This is a genomic window from Cupriavidus sp. 10L45, assembly GCF_056395225.1.
The window spans coordinates 86,184-102,740 of the sequence record NZ_JBFTJC010000007.1; the positions used below are offsets into that span (position 1 = coordinate 86,184).

Below are 16,557 nucleotides of genomic sequence, written 5' to 3' on the forward strand. Positions count from 1 at the left end.
CAAAGCAATGTAGTACATGTTCCGGACAATTCCAATGCACGATCTTGCCGCATTTATCCGGGCGGATTCCTGCATAAAGTCAAAGGAACCGCTCATTGGAGGCGCGTTATGCCGACCATCGCCCGTACCATCCTCCCCGCACTGCTCCTCCTCACCCCCTCCGCCCATGCCGACGACCTCCAGAATCGAGGTAACGATCCCTTCTTTCAAATCTCGTCAGCGGTTGCCAACTGCCCCGAGCCGGCCGGGCCGCGCGTGAGCGAGGCCGAGTGGAAGCGCGATGCGCATCATCGGATCGAGCATGGCAACCACTGCTGGCTGGAAGGGCGTTGCCGTCTGCCGAATGCATTTGCCTACGATGCGGAGATTGCCGATAGCGCGCGTCGCCGCTTGCAATGGCTGTCCGCCAACCTGCCGGCGTGGCGGCAGAGCACGTTGTGGGTGACGGTGTGGCAGCGTTGGGTGCTGGTGCAGGGCTGCGTGGCGCCGGGATTTCCGCTGGCGTCGTTCATGGCTGCGATGCGGGAGGTGCCCGATGTCGAGCGCCTGATCGACCAGACCACGGCGCATACAGAGCGCGGCGTGCCCTATGCGCGCTTCCACCCGGCGACGTCGGGTCAGCAGCCGGCGCCAGGCCGGGCTACCATACCGTGACCATTCGTCCGAGGAGTCCCGCATGTCCAAGGAAAAATCCGGCGTCGCCTTTCCCACGCTGATCGCCTTTGCCGTGGCCGGCATGGCGTTCACCGCGTCAGTCATCCTCGCGTACTACGCGACCCATCCCCAGCGCATCACGAAGTCATAGCCCGCGCGGGCTCAGGTTCGCTGGGCCTTCCGTTTCTGCACCTTGGCCGCCACCGGCATGACCGGGGCGCGCCGCGTGACGACTTCCACCAGCAGGAAGCCGTCCATCTCGGTTTCGTAGACGGTGCGCCCGCAGATGGGGCAGGGTGCGTGTTCCTTGCGTGGGGTCCTCACAAGGCCCAGCCGGTATTCGCGGATGTGGAGCGTCGCGCCGCAGACGCATTCCACTGGCTCGATGTGGTGCATGCCTCTCCTTGTCCTGGCCGGCGAGGTGACCTGCGCCGTCCTGATATCAGGGATCACTCTGGATAGTAGTCAAGGCTTGCCTTATCGGAAACGTTTGGCTTCGCGAGGGCAAACCACCGTATTCCAGATGACAGTGTCCGACCAGTCAATGGATCAGCAAAACAGGGTCATGCGGCGGCTTGCATCACGCGGTTGCGGCCGTTGCGCTTGGCGTCGTAGAGCGCCTCGTCGGCGCGGCCATATGCGTGCTCGAAGGTGCGGCCCTGGGCGGACCAGCTCACGCCGAAGCTCGCCGTGACCGGGCAGTCCACGGGGGAGGGGAAGCGATGCGTGGCGATGGCATGGCGCATGTCCTCGGCCAGCGCCAGCGCGTCTTCGAGCGGCACGCCTGGCAGCAGCGCGGTGAACTCCTCGCCGCCCACGCGCCCGATGGCGCCCTCGGCATCCACCGTGTCCTTGAGGCAGGCGGTCACGCCGCAGATCACCGCGTCGCCCACCGGATGGCCATAGGCATCGTTGAGCCGCTTGAAATGGTCGATGTCGAGCACGATCATCGAGAGGCTCCCGCGGGCCAGCGCCGCCGTGGCGCGGTCGATCACGGCGCCACGGTTGAGCGCGCCAGTCAGCGTGTCGTGCGTGGCGCGGTATTCGAGTTCCTGAGCCAGTTCCTGGAGCCGGTGGTTAAGCCGGTTCATCTCCAGTTCCTCACGGTCGCTGCGGCGGATCAGCCGGCGCGTCTCGCGCATCAGCCGCTCGTAGTAGCTGATGAGCTGCCCCAGCGTATGCCGATACGATTCCTCGCCGGCATCGACATCGCAGAACACGGCCTTGGCATGCGCCAGGACGCTGTTCTCCGATTCGAACAGGTCGGGCTCGGACATGATGGCGGCGGGCGGGTTCAACTGCCGGTGGTCGCTACGTCGTGGAACGCAATCGCAGGGAAGTCGTCGTGCAGTTCCTGGCCGAATTCGAGGATGGTGTCGTCGTCCTCGTCATGGAACCAGTGCAGTTCGATGCGGTTGCCGCGCTCGGCGGCGTCGTTCAGCGCGTCGAAGATGCTGAACAGCATCTTGGTGCTCGAGCTGTTGAAATAAGTCAGCGCCACGTTGACCGTGACCGAGACCCCGTCGCACGCCGCCAGGTACTTGCGCAGGCGGGCGATGGCCTCGCCGTAGAACACGGCAGCGTTCTCGGGGTAGGACTCGCCCTTGAGCGAGAGGATGTGCCGCTCGAAGTCGAAGCTCACCTCGGGCGAGGAGGGCGTGGCGGCGATAAACAGGTTTTCCATGGCAGAGGCTCTTCCCGATAGGTCAGATCGTGGCGACGAGCTGGAACATCGTCGATCCCGGATCCGTGTCGATCGGTTGAAAGTTGTATTCGAGGGGCGCGCTGGCATCGCGCGCCATCGTCAGGAAGCCGAGCCCGGCGCCCTTGCTGCCCTCCGGCGCCTCCGCGCGCAGGGTCTGCTTGTAGGCTTGCTTGATCTGGTCCAGCGTCATCGTGCGTAGCGGCTCCAGCGTGGCGCGCAGCTGGTGCACACGCACCGTCGCCACCGGATTGGAACACATCAGGCGGTAGTGCTCGTCCACCATGCTGATGCACACCGAGCCATGGCGCAACTGGCCGCGCTGCTGCTCGCTCTCCGGCGTGGGTGCGGTCAGGGCGTCCGAGGAGTAGTGGACGATGTTCTGCGCCATTTCCACGAAGGACGAGAACAGCTTGCGCCGCGTGGTGCCATCGACCCCGCTTACGGCGAGCTGCAGGCGCACCGCGTCGGACATGGCGGCGATGATGTTCTGCGAAAAGTAGCCGACGTAGTAGAAGATCACGTTGCGTTCCCGAGCCATCGCGAAAAACGGCTCATATTCCTTGTCAATCGATTGTGCGGCGTTCATGTGTCGTGCGGCCGGTGGGGCGCTGTAAGAGTCTGGCGCGGTGTTATCGGGCGCGGAAGCAGAAGAAGGTCAGGTCGTCGCGGCGCCGGTGCTGGCCCTGCCAGGCGCGATGCACCTCGAGCACCGCCTGGCTGATCTGCGCCGCCGATGCCGCGCGGCTGGCGCAGATGGCTTCGCGCATGCGGCGCTTGCCGAACGAGATCTCGCGCGGGCCGCCGATCTGGTCGATCAGCCCGTCCGTGGTCACGAAGGCCACCGTGTCGGGCGGCATCGGCACGGCCGCGTTCTGCCACGCGTAGTCCATGCCGGTGTCGACGTAGCCGACGCCCATGCGGGCGCCGTTGATCATCTGGCCCTCGGTGTCACCGGGCTGCAGCACGAACAGCGCGCACTTGGCGCCCGCGAAGGTCAGCGTGCGCGTGGCGTTGTCGAACCAGAAGAAGGCAGCGTCCATGCCGTCGTCGGATTCGGCGATGCCGCGCTCGCCCCGCTGGCCGTCCTGCCCGTCGAGCGGTCCGTCGATCTGCCCGAGCATCTGCTTGATGCCGCGATTGACGGCCGCCAGCAGCGCGCCGGGGTCGCGCGGGCCCTGCTGCTCGATGGCCTGCGTCAGCAGCGACGAGGCAATCAGCGTCATGAACGCGCCCGGCACGCCATGGCCGGTGCAATCGGCCAGCGCGGCGAACCAGCCGTCGTCGAATGCTGCGAAATGATAGAAGTCGCCGCCCACCACGTCGCGCGGCTCCCAGACCAGTGCGGCGTCCGGCAGCGTGGCGGCCAGCGTCTGGCGTGAGGTGCGCAGCATCGCCCGCTGGATCGTGCTGGCGTAGTCGATGCTCTGCATGATCTGCCGATTGCGCTCGGCCTGCATGTCGGCCACCACGCGCATCAGTTGCAGGCCGTGCCCCAGACCGATGAACTTGCCGTCGCGGGCGATGATGAAGCCTTCCGCCAGCGCCTTCTCGCCATACTCGACCGCGCGGAACGTCAGCGCGTCGATGCTCATGGCGGCGTCCACGATCAGCGGCTCCTTGTCCATGAACGCGATGCAGCTTTTGCGGTTGTAGAGTTCCTGATGGTACGGCTTGCTCATCTGCGACAGGAAGATCGACCGGTTGATCAGGCCGATGGGCTTGTCGCGCTCGGTCACGGGCAGGCAGTTGAGGTCGCGGTGTAGCGCAAAGACCTCGAGCACGTCCTGATTCGTGTGGTCGGTCGTCACGGAAGGCGTGATGACGGCCAGATCCTCGGCACAGGGCTGCCGGAAGCGCAGGCGGGCAGCGGAGGGATCAACCAGGACGCCAGACATGACCGAAGGAACCAGGGTGGGGAAAGTGGCCCAGAGTCTACGGCGGATGCATGTCGGCTATGTGACGGTTTTCCTTGTAAATCAATGGTTAAAGCCCCACTCGAGTGGGGTGGCGGCATTAGCGCTCGGCGCTGGTCGACGGGCCGTCCGCGTCGGTCGCCGCGTGCCCAAGCGTGTGCCCCAATGTGTGCCCCAGCGCGCGCCCCAGCAGCGGCCAGCGCTGCGCCGCCGCCCGGGTCTGCACCGCGTCCTGCTGGTCGAAGTATTGCCGCGCGTCGAAGCCCTCGACATGCCGGTCCAGGGCGTCGATGTCGCTGTAGGCGCCAGGGGTGCCGCGCGGCACCGGCGGGGTTTTCTGGGGTTTTGGGGACTTCGGGGGCTGGCTCATTTCTGCTCCACCCAGACGCCATCTGGCGTATGAATCACATAACCCTTGCTCAGCTTCATGGTCACGGTGCCTTCGTTCTCGCCGACCATCATCGTCTGCGGCAAGTTCTCGCTGTAGCTGGCGGTGGGCGGCGCGCCCTGGCGGAACGGGCTGTCTGCCACGAGGTTGAACAGCAGCTGCGACAGCGCCAGGAAGCTGGACGGCGCGTCGATCGTCACCATGCCGCCCGTGGCTGTGGTCGGCAGGCCCACCAGCTTCACGCCCACCGGCACGTGGACGATGCGCGGCGTGGGAATCTCGCGCAGCCCGGAGATCTGGTTTTCGTCGCCCCGCAGCGCCGCGCCATGCTCGGGCACGAACACCACCACCGCCTTGCGGCCGGACTTGCTGATGGTCTCGATGATCCGGTCGACGTCCTCGAGCAGCTTGGCCAGCCGCAGCGGATAGGACTCCAGGCTGGTCAGCCGCTTGCCCGGCAGCCGGTTGCCGTCGTGCAGCGTCACCGTGTTGTAGTAGAGCGCCACGGGGCCGCTGTTCTGCTGGAGGCGGCGCTTGTACCAGTGGTCGAAGGTGTCGTAGTCGCCCAGCACCGGGGAGTCGTCGAAGGCGCGCATCGCCACGGGCACGCCTTCGTTGGACTCGGGCTGGATGCCCGCCACGCCCACTTCCTTGTCGACAAAGCTCCGGAAATTGTCGAAGCGGCCATCGTGGTTCAGCAGCACGTGGGGGCCGAAGCCGGCCTGGGCGAGTGCCTCGAACAGATGGCATTCGGCCGGCGCCGGCGAGTACAGGCTGGCGTGGGGTTCCTGGCCGCACGAGGCGCGCAGCAGCCGGATGGCCGCCGGCCCGCTGTAGCTCGCGGCGGAGCTGAAATTCTTGAACAGGTAGTCGAAGCGCGTGAACAGCGGGTGGTTGCTGGCCTTGGCGGCGTCCATGTCGTCCCAGGACAGCGAGCAGATGTGCAGCACGATGATGTCGAACTGCGCGTCGGGCGTGGCCGTCAGCGGCTGGGCGGTGGCTGAGCGGGTCGATTCCTGCTCGCGGAAGGCGGCCAGCTGGGCATCGTAGCCGCCGCGCACCGCGAAGTCGGCGCGTGGGGTGTCTGCCGCGCGCGCGGTCATCTGGTTGAGCCGCGTCGGCGGGTTGCCGTCGCCGGTGCCGTGCCAGAACGGGATGGCGATCAGCGCCAGCAGCACGAAGGTGGTCACCCGCACCCAGCGGTTGATGATCAGGTAGAGCAGCACCGCCAGCACGATCGCCACCACCATCTGCAGGGAGACGATGCGCTGCGCCAGTTCGAGCAGGTACTCGGGCGTGAAGGCGCTCACGTTCGAGAACTGCGACACCACGCGCGCGAACGGCGGCAGCGTCGATTCCCGGTAGGCCAGCATCGCCCCGACCACGATGGCGATGAGCTGGCGCAGCACCCGCAGCGGCCGCGACTCCATCGGCACCGCCAGGAACAGCGCGAACACCAGGTTCGTCAGCCAGTGCGGCTGGAGGTGGCCCGTGTGAAACAGCCAGAGCTTGGCGAGGAAGTAGAGGTTCCAGATTCCCATGGCGATGTGTGGTGCGGCTCCTGCGGCGTGATGGCCGGCGTGATGAATTAAGGCTGGCGGGGGCGGCGGCGCCCGATCAGCAGGTCGACCGCTTCCGCGCAGGCGTCGTAGAGGCGCAGCAGGCCCTGGTAGCCCATCTCGATCACCTCCTTGAGGCTGCGCAGCGGGGCGTCGGCGTGTTCGTCGTCCAGCCAGTCGATCCAGGCGTCGGCGCGGCCGAAGGTGCACTGGATCAGTTCGATCTCGCGCTCGGCCGTCAGGCCCTCCATGCGCACGCCGAGGTGGCGGTTGACGTTGCGCGTGACCAGGCCGGGGAAGTGGTAGGTGCGCGTGCCGCGCGCCAGGCAGACGCCCACGCGCGCGCCTTCGTCCAGCATCACCTCCACCGGCAGCAGCAGGCCGAGGCCGCCCATCGAGTAGTTCTCGGTGCGGCAGGCGAGCGTGGCGCCGTCCGGCAGCAGCAGCGTGGCCGGCACGCGCATCGGAATGCGGTGGGAGACCCGCACCTGCCGCGCCTCCCGCGCCACGCCCACGGCGGCGCCAAGCATGATCAGGTTGGCCAGCGCCCAGCCCATGTTCATCAGCACCGTGGCCGGCTCGTCGGTGCTACCGAACAGCAGGTGGCCGACGCCAACCGCCAGCCCGATCACGTTGAGCGCCAGCAGCACCAGGTAGGGCTTGGAGATGGTCCAGTCGAGGTAGTCGTCGGCAATCTGCCCGCCCTTGGCGGTGACGTTGAACTTGCCCAGGCGCGGGTTGATGAAGGCCACCGTGGTCGGCAGCACGATGTACCAGGCCAGCACCGATTCGTAGACTTCGRCCCAGAACGAATGGCGGTAGCGGCCCTGGAGCCGCGAGTTGGTCACGTTGGCCACGAACAGGTAGGGCAGCACGTAGGCCATGATCAGCAGCGCCGAGGTGTTGATCACGTGCAGGCCGAAGTACAGGTAGGCGATCGGCATGGTCAGGAAGATCAGCCGGGGAATGCCGTAGAAGAAGTGCAGCATCGCGTTGCTGTAGCAGATGCGCTGGAACAGGTGCAGCCCGCGCCCGAGCAGCGGGTTGTCGATGCGGAAGATCTGCGCCATGCCGCGCGCCCAGCGGATGCGCTGCCCGATATGGCCGGACAGGCTCTCGGTGGCCAGCCCGGCCGCCTGCACCGTGCGCAGGTAGGCGCTGTTGTAGCCGAGCCGGTGCAGCTTGAGCGCCGTGTGGGCGTCCTCGGTGACGGTCTCCACGGCAATCCCGCCGATCTCCAGCAGCGGCGCGCGCTTGATGACCGCGCAGGAGCCGCAGAAGAAGGTGGCGTTCCAGAAGTCGTTGCCGTCCTGGATCAGGCCGTAGAACAGGCTGCCCTCGTTCGGCACGCGCCGGAAGGTGTCGAAGTTGCGCTCGAACGGGTCTGGAGAGAAGAAGTGGTGCGGCGTCTGCACCAGCGCGCACTTCGGGTCGGCCAGGAACTCGCCCATGGTCATCTGCAGGAAGGAGCGCGTGGGGATGTGGTCGCAGTCGAAGATGGCGATGTACTCGCCGTCCGTCTTCGCCAGCGCCTTGTTGATGTTGCCGGCCTTGGCGTGGAAATTGTCTTCCCGCGTGAGGTAGCCCACCCCGGCCGCCGCCGCGAACTCCCGCATCGCGGGCCGCCGGCCATCGTCGAGGATGAACACGCGCAGCTTGTGCGCCGGCCAGTCCATGCTCAGCGCCGCGTACACGGTGGGTTGCAGCACAGCCAGCGACTCGTTGTAGGTGGGGATGTAGACGTCCACCGTCGGCCATGCCTCCGGGGCGGCCGGCAGCGCCTTGGGCTGGCGGTTCAGCGGCCACGCCGTTTGCAGGTAGCCCAGCCCCAGCACGATCCAGGTGTAGACCTCGGCCGCATAGAGGAGGTAGCCCACGGCGGCCTCGGTGGCCGTGGTGAACTGCAGCGTCTGCGTCGAGCGCCACCAGATATAGCGGCCCGCCATCAGCGCGGAGAGCACCATCATCGCCAGCGTCGGCAGCCGGCCGGGAATGCGCCGCAGCACCATCAACCCGATCCAGACGATGGCGAACAGCAGTAGCTGGCTCGAGAACGTCAGTGGCGTGGTGCTGATGACCGCGCCGGCCAGGCAGGCGAGCACCAACGAGGTGGGCACCGCGAACGGGATGCGTCCCACGCGCGTGGCGACGGCCTCCACGCCATCGCCCGCGCGCGCCCAGTCCACGCGGGGCAGCCGCGCGGCAATGCGGCGCCGCATGCGCGTCACCGCGTAGTAGATCGGCCCGAGCAGGCGGTCCAGCCAGCGCCGGAACGGTGTGACCCCCGGCGGCGCGGCAACCTGGCGACGCTTGCGGAGGTCGGCGGCCAGCCGGTAGCGCGGACGAGGCGGGCGGATGAACAGCCGCCACAGCCACGCGGCGGGGTCGCGGCGGCGGCCCATGCCGAGCCGGGCCAGCGCGCGCCGGTACAGCAGCGCGGCCCATTCCGCAGGAATATCGGGCTTGCCGGGGCGGGGCGGCTGAAACACGGCGCGCAGCACCCAGATGCCGCCGTGCGCCGGCGCGGTGACGCCAAGGTGGCGCGCCAGCCGGTCGCGCGCGATGGCCAGCCAGCGGTGGAGTCGGGCGGGCTTGTCGCTCATCGTTCGCGCTCCTGTGGCGGGGCGCCGATCCAGTGGGACACCCACGACGCCAGCCCTTGCAGGTCGTGCGCCGCCTGCGAGTGTGGCGCGCTGCGGCAGAAGTTCTCGCTGCGCGCGAAGGCTTCCGGAATGCCGCTGTCCTCGTGGACGGGGCAGGCCAGCATCGCATTGCCGAGCGTGGCGCGCAGCAGCGTGACGATATCGGCATGCAGCCGCCGTGCCGGCTGGAGTCGCGTGGCCACGTAGCAGGCGGTGTGGCCGCGCCGCGCCAGCGCATCGGTCAGCCGGCCCAGCCCGACGCAGACTTCGGGCTGCGGCGGCAGCAGCACCAGCACGAGGTCGGCCGCGGCGATGGCCTGGCCCGCGTGCGGCGAGGGCCAGGGCGGCGTGTCGATCAGCACCGCGCCGTGCGCCGGCATGGCCACCTGGGCGATCAGCCCGCGCAGCCAGTGCGGCCCCGCGCGCAGCAGCTTGCCGGCCTGGATGTCATCGTCGTCGCTGTCCTGCTCGCCCCAGGGCACGAACAGCACGCCATCGTCGCTGCGCAGCCCGGCCTGCGCCCACGCGGTGGGCGATCCGTCGGCCAGGCAGCCGGACAGCCCCGCGCGCGCCGCGTCGCGCAGGCCGAAGTGGTAGCCCAGCAGATTGCGCGGATCGCATTCGAGCGCCAGCACCGGGTGCCCGCGCCCGGCCAGCAGCGAGGCCAGCGAGGCCGTCACCATGGTGCGTCCGGCGCCGCCGGCGGGGGAGACGATGGCGATGGTCTTCATCGCGGCGGCTCGCGGTCCGGGCGGCGCTTGCCGCGAATCACCATGCCGTGCAGTTGCGGCGGCAGGCGTACGGTGCGGCGTGGGCGCGGCGTGGTCCATTGCGGGAACCAGCGCAGCAGGTCGAAGCGCCAGATCACGAACGCCAGCGGCGCCGCCAGAATCAGTCCCCAGATGAAGTAGCCAAGGAAGATGGACATGTCGCGTCAGTCCTGTCGAAGCAGCGGCACGGGGTGCGGCTGCGGCATGGCACGCGGCTGCGCGGGCGGGGTGTCGCGCAACGGCAGCGTGGGGATCTCCGCCACCGGCGGGGCGTCGCCGCCGTCATGCGCAACCAGCGCGGCGGTGGTGTCAGGCATCGGCGCCGGGCGGGGCGCCTCTTGCTGGCGCGCGAGCCAGCTGCTGTAGTCGGGCGGCGGCACCTCGGCGATCTCGGCCTCGAAGCGGCCCAGCGTGGCGCCGATGGACTCCAGGTCGCCATTGCGCACGTCGCCATGGAACAGCTCGCCCAGCGGCTGCTGGAACACGCGCCGGCACACGGCATCCACGTCGTCCATGCGGCAGGCGAAGAAGAAGGCGTAGAGGCTGTCGCTGCCGGCCGTGCAGAGATCGCCTGCGCGGTTCATGCGGCAGGCGCGCAGCGCCTCCACATGGGCCACTTCGGGCAGCAGCGGCAGTTGCAGCAGCACGTGGGGCAGCCGGATCATGCGGCTGCGCTCCACGGCGTCGCGCACCAGCGAGACGAACTCGGCGGGCGGCACGTAGCCGCTGGTCGAGGTGGTCAGCACGGCGGACAGCGCGTTGCGGTAGTCGGCAAGAATCGGCCGCGAGAACACCTGCCCCTGCAGGCCCTCGATCATGGCCTGCACCCGGGCGAACGGCGTGCGCTGGGCGATGACGAGATTGGCGCCGAGGTTGAGCATCAGCAGCTCGTAGTGCTGGCGCATGGCCTCCTTGTCCTCGCGCACGGCAATCTTCAGCGCGCGCCCGGCGCTGCGCCGCAGCCGGTGCACCTGCTCGGCCAGCGCCTCGAGTTCGCGCCCGCCGCCGTAGTGCAGCAGGACCGTGGCCGCCACCGCGCGGGCGGCGCTGGCCACGGCGGCTTCGTTGCTGTCCACTACACGCCAGTGCTCGGGGATGTAGCGCTCGCGCAGCACCGCGTCGCGGCTGACGATCACGCGCTGCTCGTCCGGCGCGAGCATGCCGGCTTCCTCGATCGTGTCGGTGAAGGTCTGCGCGGCCACCATCAGCCGGTGCTCGTGCGGCGCAAAGCGCAGCGGCACGATCTCGCCTGCCACCACGGCCTGGTTGTCGCGCCAGAACGCCACCTCCCAGGTGTACTGCCCCTGCTGCTGCGAGAGCTGCACCGCGCCGGCAAAACGGCCGTGGAAGCCCTGCAGGTCTGGCGCCGGCTGGCCCGGCTCCGGCGCCGGCGGCCCCATCACCAGCAGCACCGCGCAGCGGTGGCGCGCGCACCATTCGCCCAGGCGCTGGCCTTCCTGAGCCAGCCGCCCCGCATCGTGCCAGGCGAAGAACCCCTCCGCCCCTTCGATCAGCACCATGCTGCCCTGCGCCCCGCACTGGTCCACCAGCGCCTGGAGCGCCTCCATCAACCCGTCGATGGCGGGCCGGCTGGCGTCCGTGGGCGGGCGCAGCGCGCACAGGTTGGCGCGGCCGTGGAGGGCGCGGTTCGCGTCGATGTCGAGCCCATGGGCGCGTAGCTGGGCGGCGATGTCGGCGGCGTCGCGCGTGGAGAGTACCGTGGCCGGCGCGCGCAGCGCCGTGGCGGCGGTCTGCCAGAACAGCGCGTCGCGGGCGGGCGAGGGCTCGGCATAGACCACATGCGCGCGGGCCGGCGTGAGCGTGGCCAGCGCCGGCGACAGGCCGTCGATGGCCAGCCCCGTGCGCGCCTGGAAGCGCGCGCGCAGGCCCGGCAGGGCCGTGGCGGGGATGGCGGGGGCAGCAGTGCGGTCGGTGTGCTTCATCGATCCCCCATCAATAGGCCGAGTACGGCCGCACCGGGTTCGGCGGGAACGGCACCGGGTCGCGGCGACGATCGAACAGGTAGCGCAGCCAGACCATCGCCCGGTTCGGCGCGTAGTCGCGCGAGCGGTCGATCTGGAAGCCTGCGCCGGCCACCCAGTGCGGTGCGAAGGTGTATTCCACCGTGGCGCCGAGCGTGTAGCTGAAGCCGCCGCCCGAACCGCCCGTGTAGATCGGATTGCCGGCGAGCTGTTGCAGGTCGGGACGGGTGGGGAAGTAGGGCGCGTCGTCCTCGTAGGTGAACGACCAGCCGGCCGAGCCCTGCAGCCGCCACGACCAGCGCGCGTAGCGCCCGGTCCAGTCGAGCGGGATGCCGAACGAGAGGTAGCGCTGCGGGCTGTAGTAGCCGCCATGGCCGAACGAGTAGAAGCGCTGGTTGTCGCTGTAGCGCCAGTAGTTCAGCACCAGCCCGCTGGTCACGCGCTGGTCGCGCTGGGCGTAGACGGGCAGGTCGAAGCCGGTGCGGACCGTGAACTCGCGGTTCGTCACCACGTTGTGGCCGGTGTAGAGCCCGGCGCCCACGTCGCCGAATACGCTTACGCGGCCGATGTCACGCGCGTAGCGCAGGTGGATGCCGTTGCGCACCACGCCGCCCCAGGTCTCGCCGGTGACGGGGTCGGTGGCGCCGCCGTAGGAGATCAGCGAACTGGTCACGGCCCGCCGCGAGACATCGACGGAGGCGGACGAGACGCCCAGATCCGCCCGATAGCGGAAGCCGCCCACCACGGTCTGTTCGGTAAAGCCGAGCGGCGTGGTACCGAGGTCCGCCCGCCAGCTGTTGTCGGCGCCATCGAACTCGTAGCCGGCGGCCAGCGCCACGCCACGGTCGGTCTGGCCGATGGTGCCGAGGCCCGTGTTGCCGAGCGCGGCGATCTTGCCGAACTCGGACGCCTTCGAGAAGTTGCTCGCCTGCAGCGTGCCGGCGTCGAGCAGCACGGTGTCCGCATGGAAGAACATGTGGCCGGTGTAGCCCTGCGGAATGCGCACGAACAGCGGGATCTCGGTGGCGTGCAGCCGCGAGATGCCGGCATCGCCGGATTTGTTCGACTGCATCACGGCGGTCGCCACCTCACCCTGGCGGCGCGCCTCCAGCCCGGCCAGGGCGCGGCCGGCCGGCGTGCCTTCGGGGCCAGCCAGGACGCCTTCGCGCTGCTCCAGCCCCTGTGCGGTGCGATAGTGCGCCGCCGCGTCGTTGAAGTCGCCACGCGCCTGGGCGATGCGGCCCTGCTGCACGGTGATGTCGGCGCGGTCCGGGTAGCGTTGGGCGAGGTCGTCGACCACAGCGCTGGCCTCGTCCGTGCGCCGCATCGCCGTGAAGCGCCGCGCCACCGAGAGCCGGGTGTCGATGTCGTCGTCGGGGGTATCGGCCAGCACCGCGCGCACGATCTCCAGCGCCTGCGCCTCCTTGCCCTGCCGTTCGAGCATGCGCGCGAGCGTGAGCCGCGCGTCGGCATCCTTGGGATCTTTGGCGAGCACCGCCTGCGCGGCCTCAGCCGCACCCCGGTAGTCGCCGCCGGCCTCGCGCAGATCGGCCAGCGTCAGCAGCCAGCGGCGGTCGGCCTGCTGGGCCTCGGGCACGGCGTACAGCGTCTGCCGTGCCCGCGTCAGGTCGCCGTCGGCCATGAGCCGGTCGGTGCGGCGCAGCGCCAGCCGCAGTGACTGATCGTCGAACGATGCCTGCTGCTCGGCGGTGATGCCGGGCAGGGCGCGCGATTCGGCGATCCACGCCTGCAGCGCGTCGTCGCGGTCGGCGGCGGCCAGCAGTTCGCCGTAGCGCAGGCGGATGTCGAGGTGGGGATCCTCGGGGTGCGCGGCCAGCCAGTCGCTGACCAGCCGCAGGCCCTTGTCGGTCTCGCCCAGTCCGATCCATTCACGGCCGATGGAGGCGAGCATGTGCGGTTCGTCGCGCGCCGCGATGGCGGCCTGGTCGAGCAGCGCCCGGGCCTCGTCGTCGCGGCCTTCGGCCAGCCGCAGTCGTGCCTCGCGCAGCAGCTTTTGCGCCGCGAGGTTGCTGGCGAGCCCGCGCATGCCTTCGCTGCGTTCGGCCTCGGGCACCGCCGCCAGCACGGCTGTGGCGGCGTCGATGTCGTCCACGGCATTGAGATAGAGCGCCGTGGCGTAGCGCATCTCGGCGGTGGGCGCGGCGGCGACCCCATCTTCCATGACGCTGCGGCCCAGCACCGGCAGGTTGAGGTCGCGATAGAGACGGGCCAGCGTGTAGCGTGTCCACGCGGCATCGGGCGCCAGCCGGATGGCATCTTCGAGCCGCTGCAGCGCCGGGCTGCGCTTCTTCTGCGCGATGAGCTGGTCGGCCTGCACGGACAGCAGGTCAGCCCGCAGCGCGCGCAGTTCCGACTCGGAGCCCTGCATGCGGTGCGACGCGTCCGCGATCAGCGGGCCGATCTCGTCTTGCCGCTGCTGCGTCTGGAGCAGGGCGACGAGGCTGCGCAGCGCGCCCATGTCCGGCTTCGGCCGGGCCAGCATCTGGCGCAGCAGCGTCTCGGCCTCGGCATCCTTGTGCTGGGCGATTAGCGCGTCGGCCAGAATCGCCTGCGCGTTCTCATTGCCGGGCTGCAGGGCCAGCGCCTCGCGCGCCAGCGCTTCGGCCTGCACCGGCTTGCCCTGGGCGTTGGCCTCGCGCGCACGCGCCACGGTGCCCCAGAACGTGGCCGTGTCCCGCAGGCTGCGCCATTTATTGCGATTGTCCGGATCGAGCGTCATCGCCCGGGAAAACAGTTCGCGGGCTTCATCGTGGCGGCCTTCGCGCAGCCGCACCAGGCCGAGCCCGCCGACCACCTCGCCGTCCTGCCGGCGCTTCTGGTACGCCTTCTGGAGGGCGATGTCGGCCTCGTTGAGCTGCCCGCGCTCCAGCTGGGCCAGCCCGCGCTGCCGCGCCTGCCAGGCGGGATCGGCTTCGAGCTTGCGCTGGGCTTCGCGCTGGGTGCCGAGGCTGGCGAGCGTCTGCTTGGCGGCCTCGTCGTCGGGCACTTCCTTGAGGTAGCGCTCGAACCACACGTAGTAGGCCGGATCTTCGTTGACGCTGTACAGCGTGCGCCGCCAGATGTCGAGCGCGCTCTTGCGGTCGCCATCGGGCCGCTGGGTGAGGTCGTAGAGGATGGCGAGCCCTTCCTGCCGGGTGGCCTCGCGGTCGGTCAGCAGGCTGCCCAGCGCCAGCGCGAGGCGCGAATCGTCCGGCTCCTGCTTCACACGGCGGCGCAACTCGGCAATCGCGCGCGGGCGGCCGGCGGTGGTGCCGGCCAGGATGCGGTAGTAGTCCACCGCCAGCTCGCCGCCCGGCGCGCCGCGCGGGAACAGCGCCTGCAGCCGTGTGGCGGCTTCCTCGGACTTGCCGCTGCGGGCGAGCAGCCGCACCTGCGCCATCTCGCGCTTGTCGCGCGTGGCGATGCGGTAGGCGTCTTCGAGGTCGCGCGTGGCGGCGCTGTCTGGCGCCACCTCGCGCATGCGCCGCAGCACCTTGTCGGCTTCGGCGGGGCGATTGGAACGGATTTCGATCAAGCCCAGCATCTTGAGCGCCTCCGGTTGGCGCGGATCGATCAACAACGCCTTCTCCAGCACGCCGCGCGCCATGTCCGCACGGTTGCGTGCCTCCCACATGCGTGCCGATGCCAGCAACTGCGCCATCTCCCGGCGCGTGGTGGCGCTGGCGGCGGCTGGGGCCGATGCGGCGTCGGCAGCCGCTGCCTCCCCCGGCAGCGCGGCGCTGGCCAGCAGCAGCCACAGCGTGGGAGCTAGCGCCTTGCCGGGCATGCGGTGTTCCACGCCGGCACCAGCTTGCCGTCCGCCTCGAACCGGTACAGGCCATCCACATGCCCCAGCCCGAACAGCGTCAGCACCTGACTGTAGTAGCCGGAGGGCGACTGCGCGGCCAGCGTGCGCGTGCGGTGGGCCTGGGTGCGCGCGGCGTCCGGCTGGCCCTGCGCCAGCATGAATGGTGCGATGGCCGCCGAGAAGCCCGCATTGCCCGCGTTCGGCCCGAACGTGCCCGCCTGCGTGTCCACCCGCTCGGGCGGGTGGCCGTTGGCGAGCACGTAGTCGGCCATCGGATGCAACGTACGCAGCACACCGGCGCGCAGCGGGTCGCCCGCAGCGGTCATGCCGGCCCACAGGTAGACCCGGATCGAATCATAGGAGCCCGTGGCCTGCGTGTCCGTATCGGGCCGGAAGCCGGCGCCTTTCTGATACAGCACCCAGTCGGGCGAGAAGCCGCGCGGCGCGGTGTCCACGATCAGCCGCCCCGCGCTCTCGACCATGGCCTGCCAGCCGCGGTCCTCGGTCAGCACGGCGGCCAGCCGGCGCATCACCGGCAGCGGCACGTAGCTCGGGTTCAGCCGCCAGCTATCCGGGGTGGGATGAAAGCCGACCGGGCCCGGCAGCAGCGTGCGGCCCAGTCCGGGCAGCACGGCCGATTCCTCGCGCAGCGCGCGCCGGGCGACCAGCGTGCCCAGCGCCGTGAAGCGGCGTTCGCGCCAGAGCCGGCCGGCTTCGAGCAGCGTGTAGGCGATCCACAGGTCGGCGTCGCTGGCCGCGTTGGTGTCGATCACGCCCCAGGTGCCGGCCTCGGGGCCGCTGTCGCGCTTGCCCCAGATCCACGCGGGCAGGTGGGCGCTCAGGTCGCCGCGCGCCAGGTTGTTCTCGGTCCAGCCGAGCAGTTTGTCGAAGGTGGCGCGGTCGTTGGCCACGAGCGCGAAGAACAGCGCGTAGGCCTGCCCTTCGGAGACCGTGGCCTGGCGCTCGGTGCTGGCATCGACCACGCGGCCGTCCGGGCTGATGGTGTCGCGCCGGAAGGCATCCCAGTCCGGCCACGGGCAGGTGGCCGCCAGGCTGGCGAGCGATAGCCCCGCCAGCGTGGTCATCACCATGCCGCGAGCGATCTGCCTGAGCCAGCGGGGCAGCGCACGCCGCAT

The 16,557-nt window shown here is 69.7% G+C and carries 15 protein-coding genes; 2 read left to right on the top strand and 13 right to left on the bottom strand.

Annotation, left to right across the window (positions count from 1 at the left end; all coding sequences use genetic code 11):
• Positions 1-108: 108 nt before the first annotated feature.
• Positions 109-654 (top strand): hypothetical protein, encoded by a 546-nt coding sequence (locus AC1DFU_RS14305; RefSeq protein WP_092289945.1) that lies wholly within the window; start codon positions 109-111, stop codon positions 652-654.
• Between the two features lie 22 nt (positions 655-676).
• Positions 677-805: a hypothetical protein gene (locus AC1DFU_RS14310; protein ID WP_255370660.1), complete on the top strand. Its 129-nt coding sequence runs from the start codon at positions 677-679 to the stop codon at positions 803-805.
• Positions 806-816: 11 nt separating this feature from the next.
• Here AC1DFU_RS14310 and AC1DFU_RS14315 read toward each other — a convergent pair whose 3' ends face one another.
• The 13 genes from AC1DFU_RS14315 to bcsZ form a co-directional block, all read right to left on the bottom strand.
• Positions 817-1,050 (bottom strand): hypothetical protein, encoded by a 234-nt coding sequence (locus AC1DFU_RS14315; RefSeq protein WP_092289943.1) that lies wholly within the window; start codon positions 1,048-1,050, stop codon positions 817-819.
• Between the two features lie 167 nt (positions 1,051-1,217).
• A complete protein-coding gene (locus AC1DFU_RS14320; RefSeq protein WP_092290843.1) occupies positions 1,218-1,931 on the bottom strand; it encodes a GGDEF domain-containing protein in 714 nt (237 codons plus the stop codon).
• Positions 1,932-1,948: 17 nt separating this feature from the next.
• Complete coding sequence (locus AC1DFU_RS14325) at positions 1,949-2,338, bottom strand: DUF1987 domain-containing protein (RefSeq protein ID WP_092289941.1); 390 nt, start codon at positions 2,336-2,338, stop codon at positions 1,949-1,951.
• Positions 2,339-2,360: 22 nt separating this feature from the next.
• Positions 2,361-2,945 (bottom strand): SiaB family protein kinase, encoded by a 585-nt coding sequence (locus tag AC1DFU_RS14330; RefSeq protein ID WP_092289939.1) that lies wholly within the window; start codon positions 2,943-2,945, stop codon positions 2,361-2,363.
• Positions 2,946-2,988: 43 nt separating this feature from the next.
• Complete coding sequence (locus AC1DFU_RS14335; protein WP_441590522.1) at positions 2,989-4,254, bottom strand: SpoIIE family protein phosphatase; 1,266 nt, start codon at positions 4,252-4,254, stop codon at positions 2,989-2,991.
• 118 nt (positions 4,255-4,372) lie between these two features.
• A complete protein-coding gene (gene bcsR / locus AC1DFU_RS14340) occupies positions 4,373-4,642 on the bottom strand; it encodes a BcsR/BcsP family cellulose biosynthesis protein (protein ID WP_092445137.1) in 270 nt (89 codons plus the stop codon).
• Positions 4,639-6,201 (bottom strand): cellulose biosynthesis protein BcsG, encoded by a 1,563-nt coding sequence (gene bcsG / locus AC1DFU_RS14345; RefSeq protein WP_441590521.1) that lies wholly within the window; start codon positions 6,199-6,201, stop codon positions 4,639-4,641. Before bcsG ends, bcsR begins: the two co-directional genes overlap by 4 nt.
• 47 nt (positions 6,202-6,248) lie before the next feature.
• Positions 6,249-8,822: a UDP-forming cellulose synthase catalytic subunit gene (gene bcsA, locus AC1DFU_RS14350; protein ID WP_477159864.1), complete on the bottom strand. Its 2,574-nt coding sequence runs from the start codon at positions 8,820-8,822 to the stop codon at positions 6,249-6,251.
• The gene (gene bcsQ, locus AC1DFU_RS14355) at positions 8,819-9,592 is read right to left on the bottom strand and encodes a cellulose biosynthesis protein BcsQ (RefSeq protein ID WP_092289930.1); all 774 of its coding nucleotides are present in this window, start codon (positions 9,590-9,592) and stop codon (positions 8,819-8,821) included. The genes bcsA and bcsQ overlap by 4 nt, the downstream gene beginning before the upstream one ends.
• Positions 9,589-9,789, bottom strand: a complete 201-nt coding sequence (locus AC1DFU_RS14360) for a hypothetical protein (RefSeq protein ID WP_092289928.1) — start codon at positions 9,787-9,789, stop codon at positions 9,589-9,591. Before AC1DFU_RS14360 ends, bcsQ begins: the two co-directional genes overlap by 4 nt.
• Before the next feature lie 6 nt (positions 9,790-9,795).
• Positions 9,796-11,574: a cellulose biosynthesis protein BcsE gene (gene bcsE, locus AC1DFU_RS14365; RefSeq protein WP_441590519.1), complete on the bottom strand. Its 1,779-nt coding sequence runs from the start codon at positions 11,572-11,574 to the stop codon at positions 9,796-9,798.
• 10 nt (positions 11,575-11,584) lie between these two features.
• Positions 11,585-15,412, bottom strand: coding sequence for a cellulose synthase subunit BcsC-related outer membrane protein (locus AC1DFU_RS14370; RefSeq protein ID WP_255370659.1), 3,828 nt, complete (start codon positions 15,410-15,412; stop codon positions 11,585-11,587).
• Positions 15,382-16,557 (bottom strand): cellulose synthase complex periplasmic endoglucanase BcsZ, encoded by a 1,176-nt coding sequence (gene bcsZ / locus AC1DFU_RS14375; protein ID WP_441590518.1) that lies wholly within the window; start codon positions 16,555-16,557, stop codon positions 15,382-15,384. The genes AC1DFU_RS14370 and bcsZ overlap by 31 nt, the downstream gene beginning before the upstream one ends.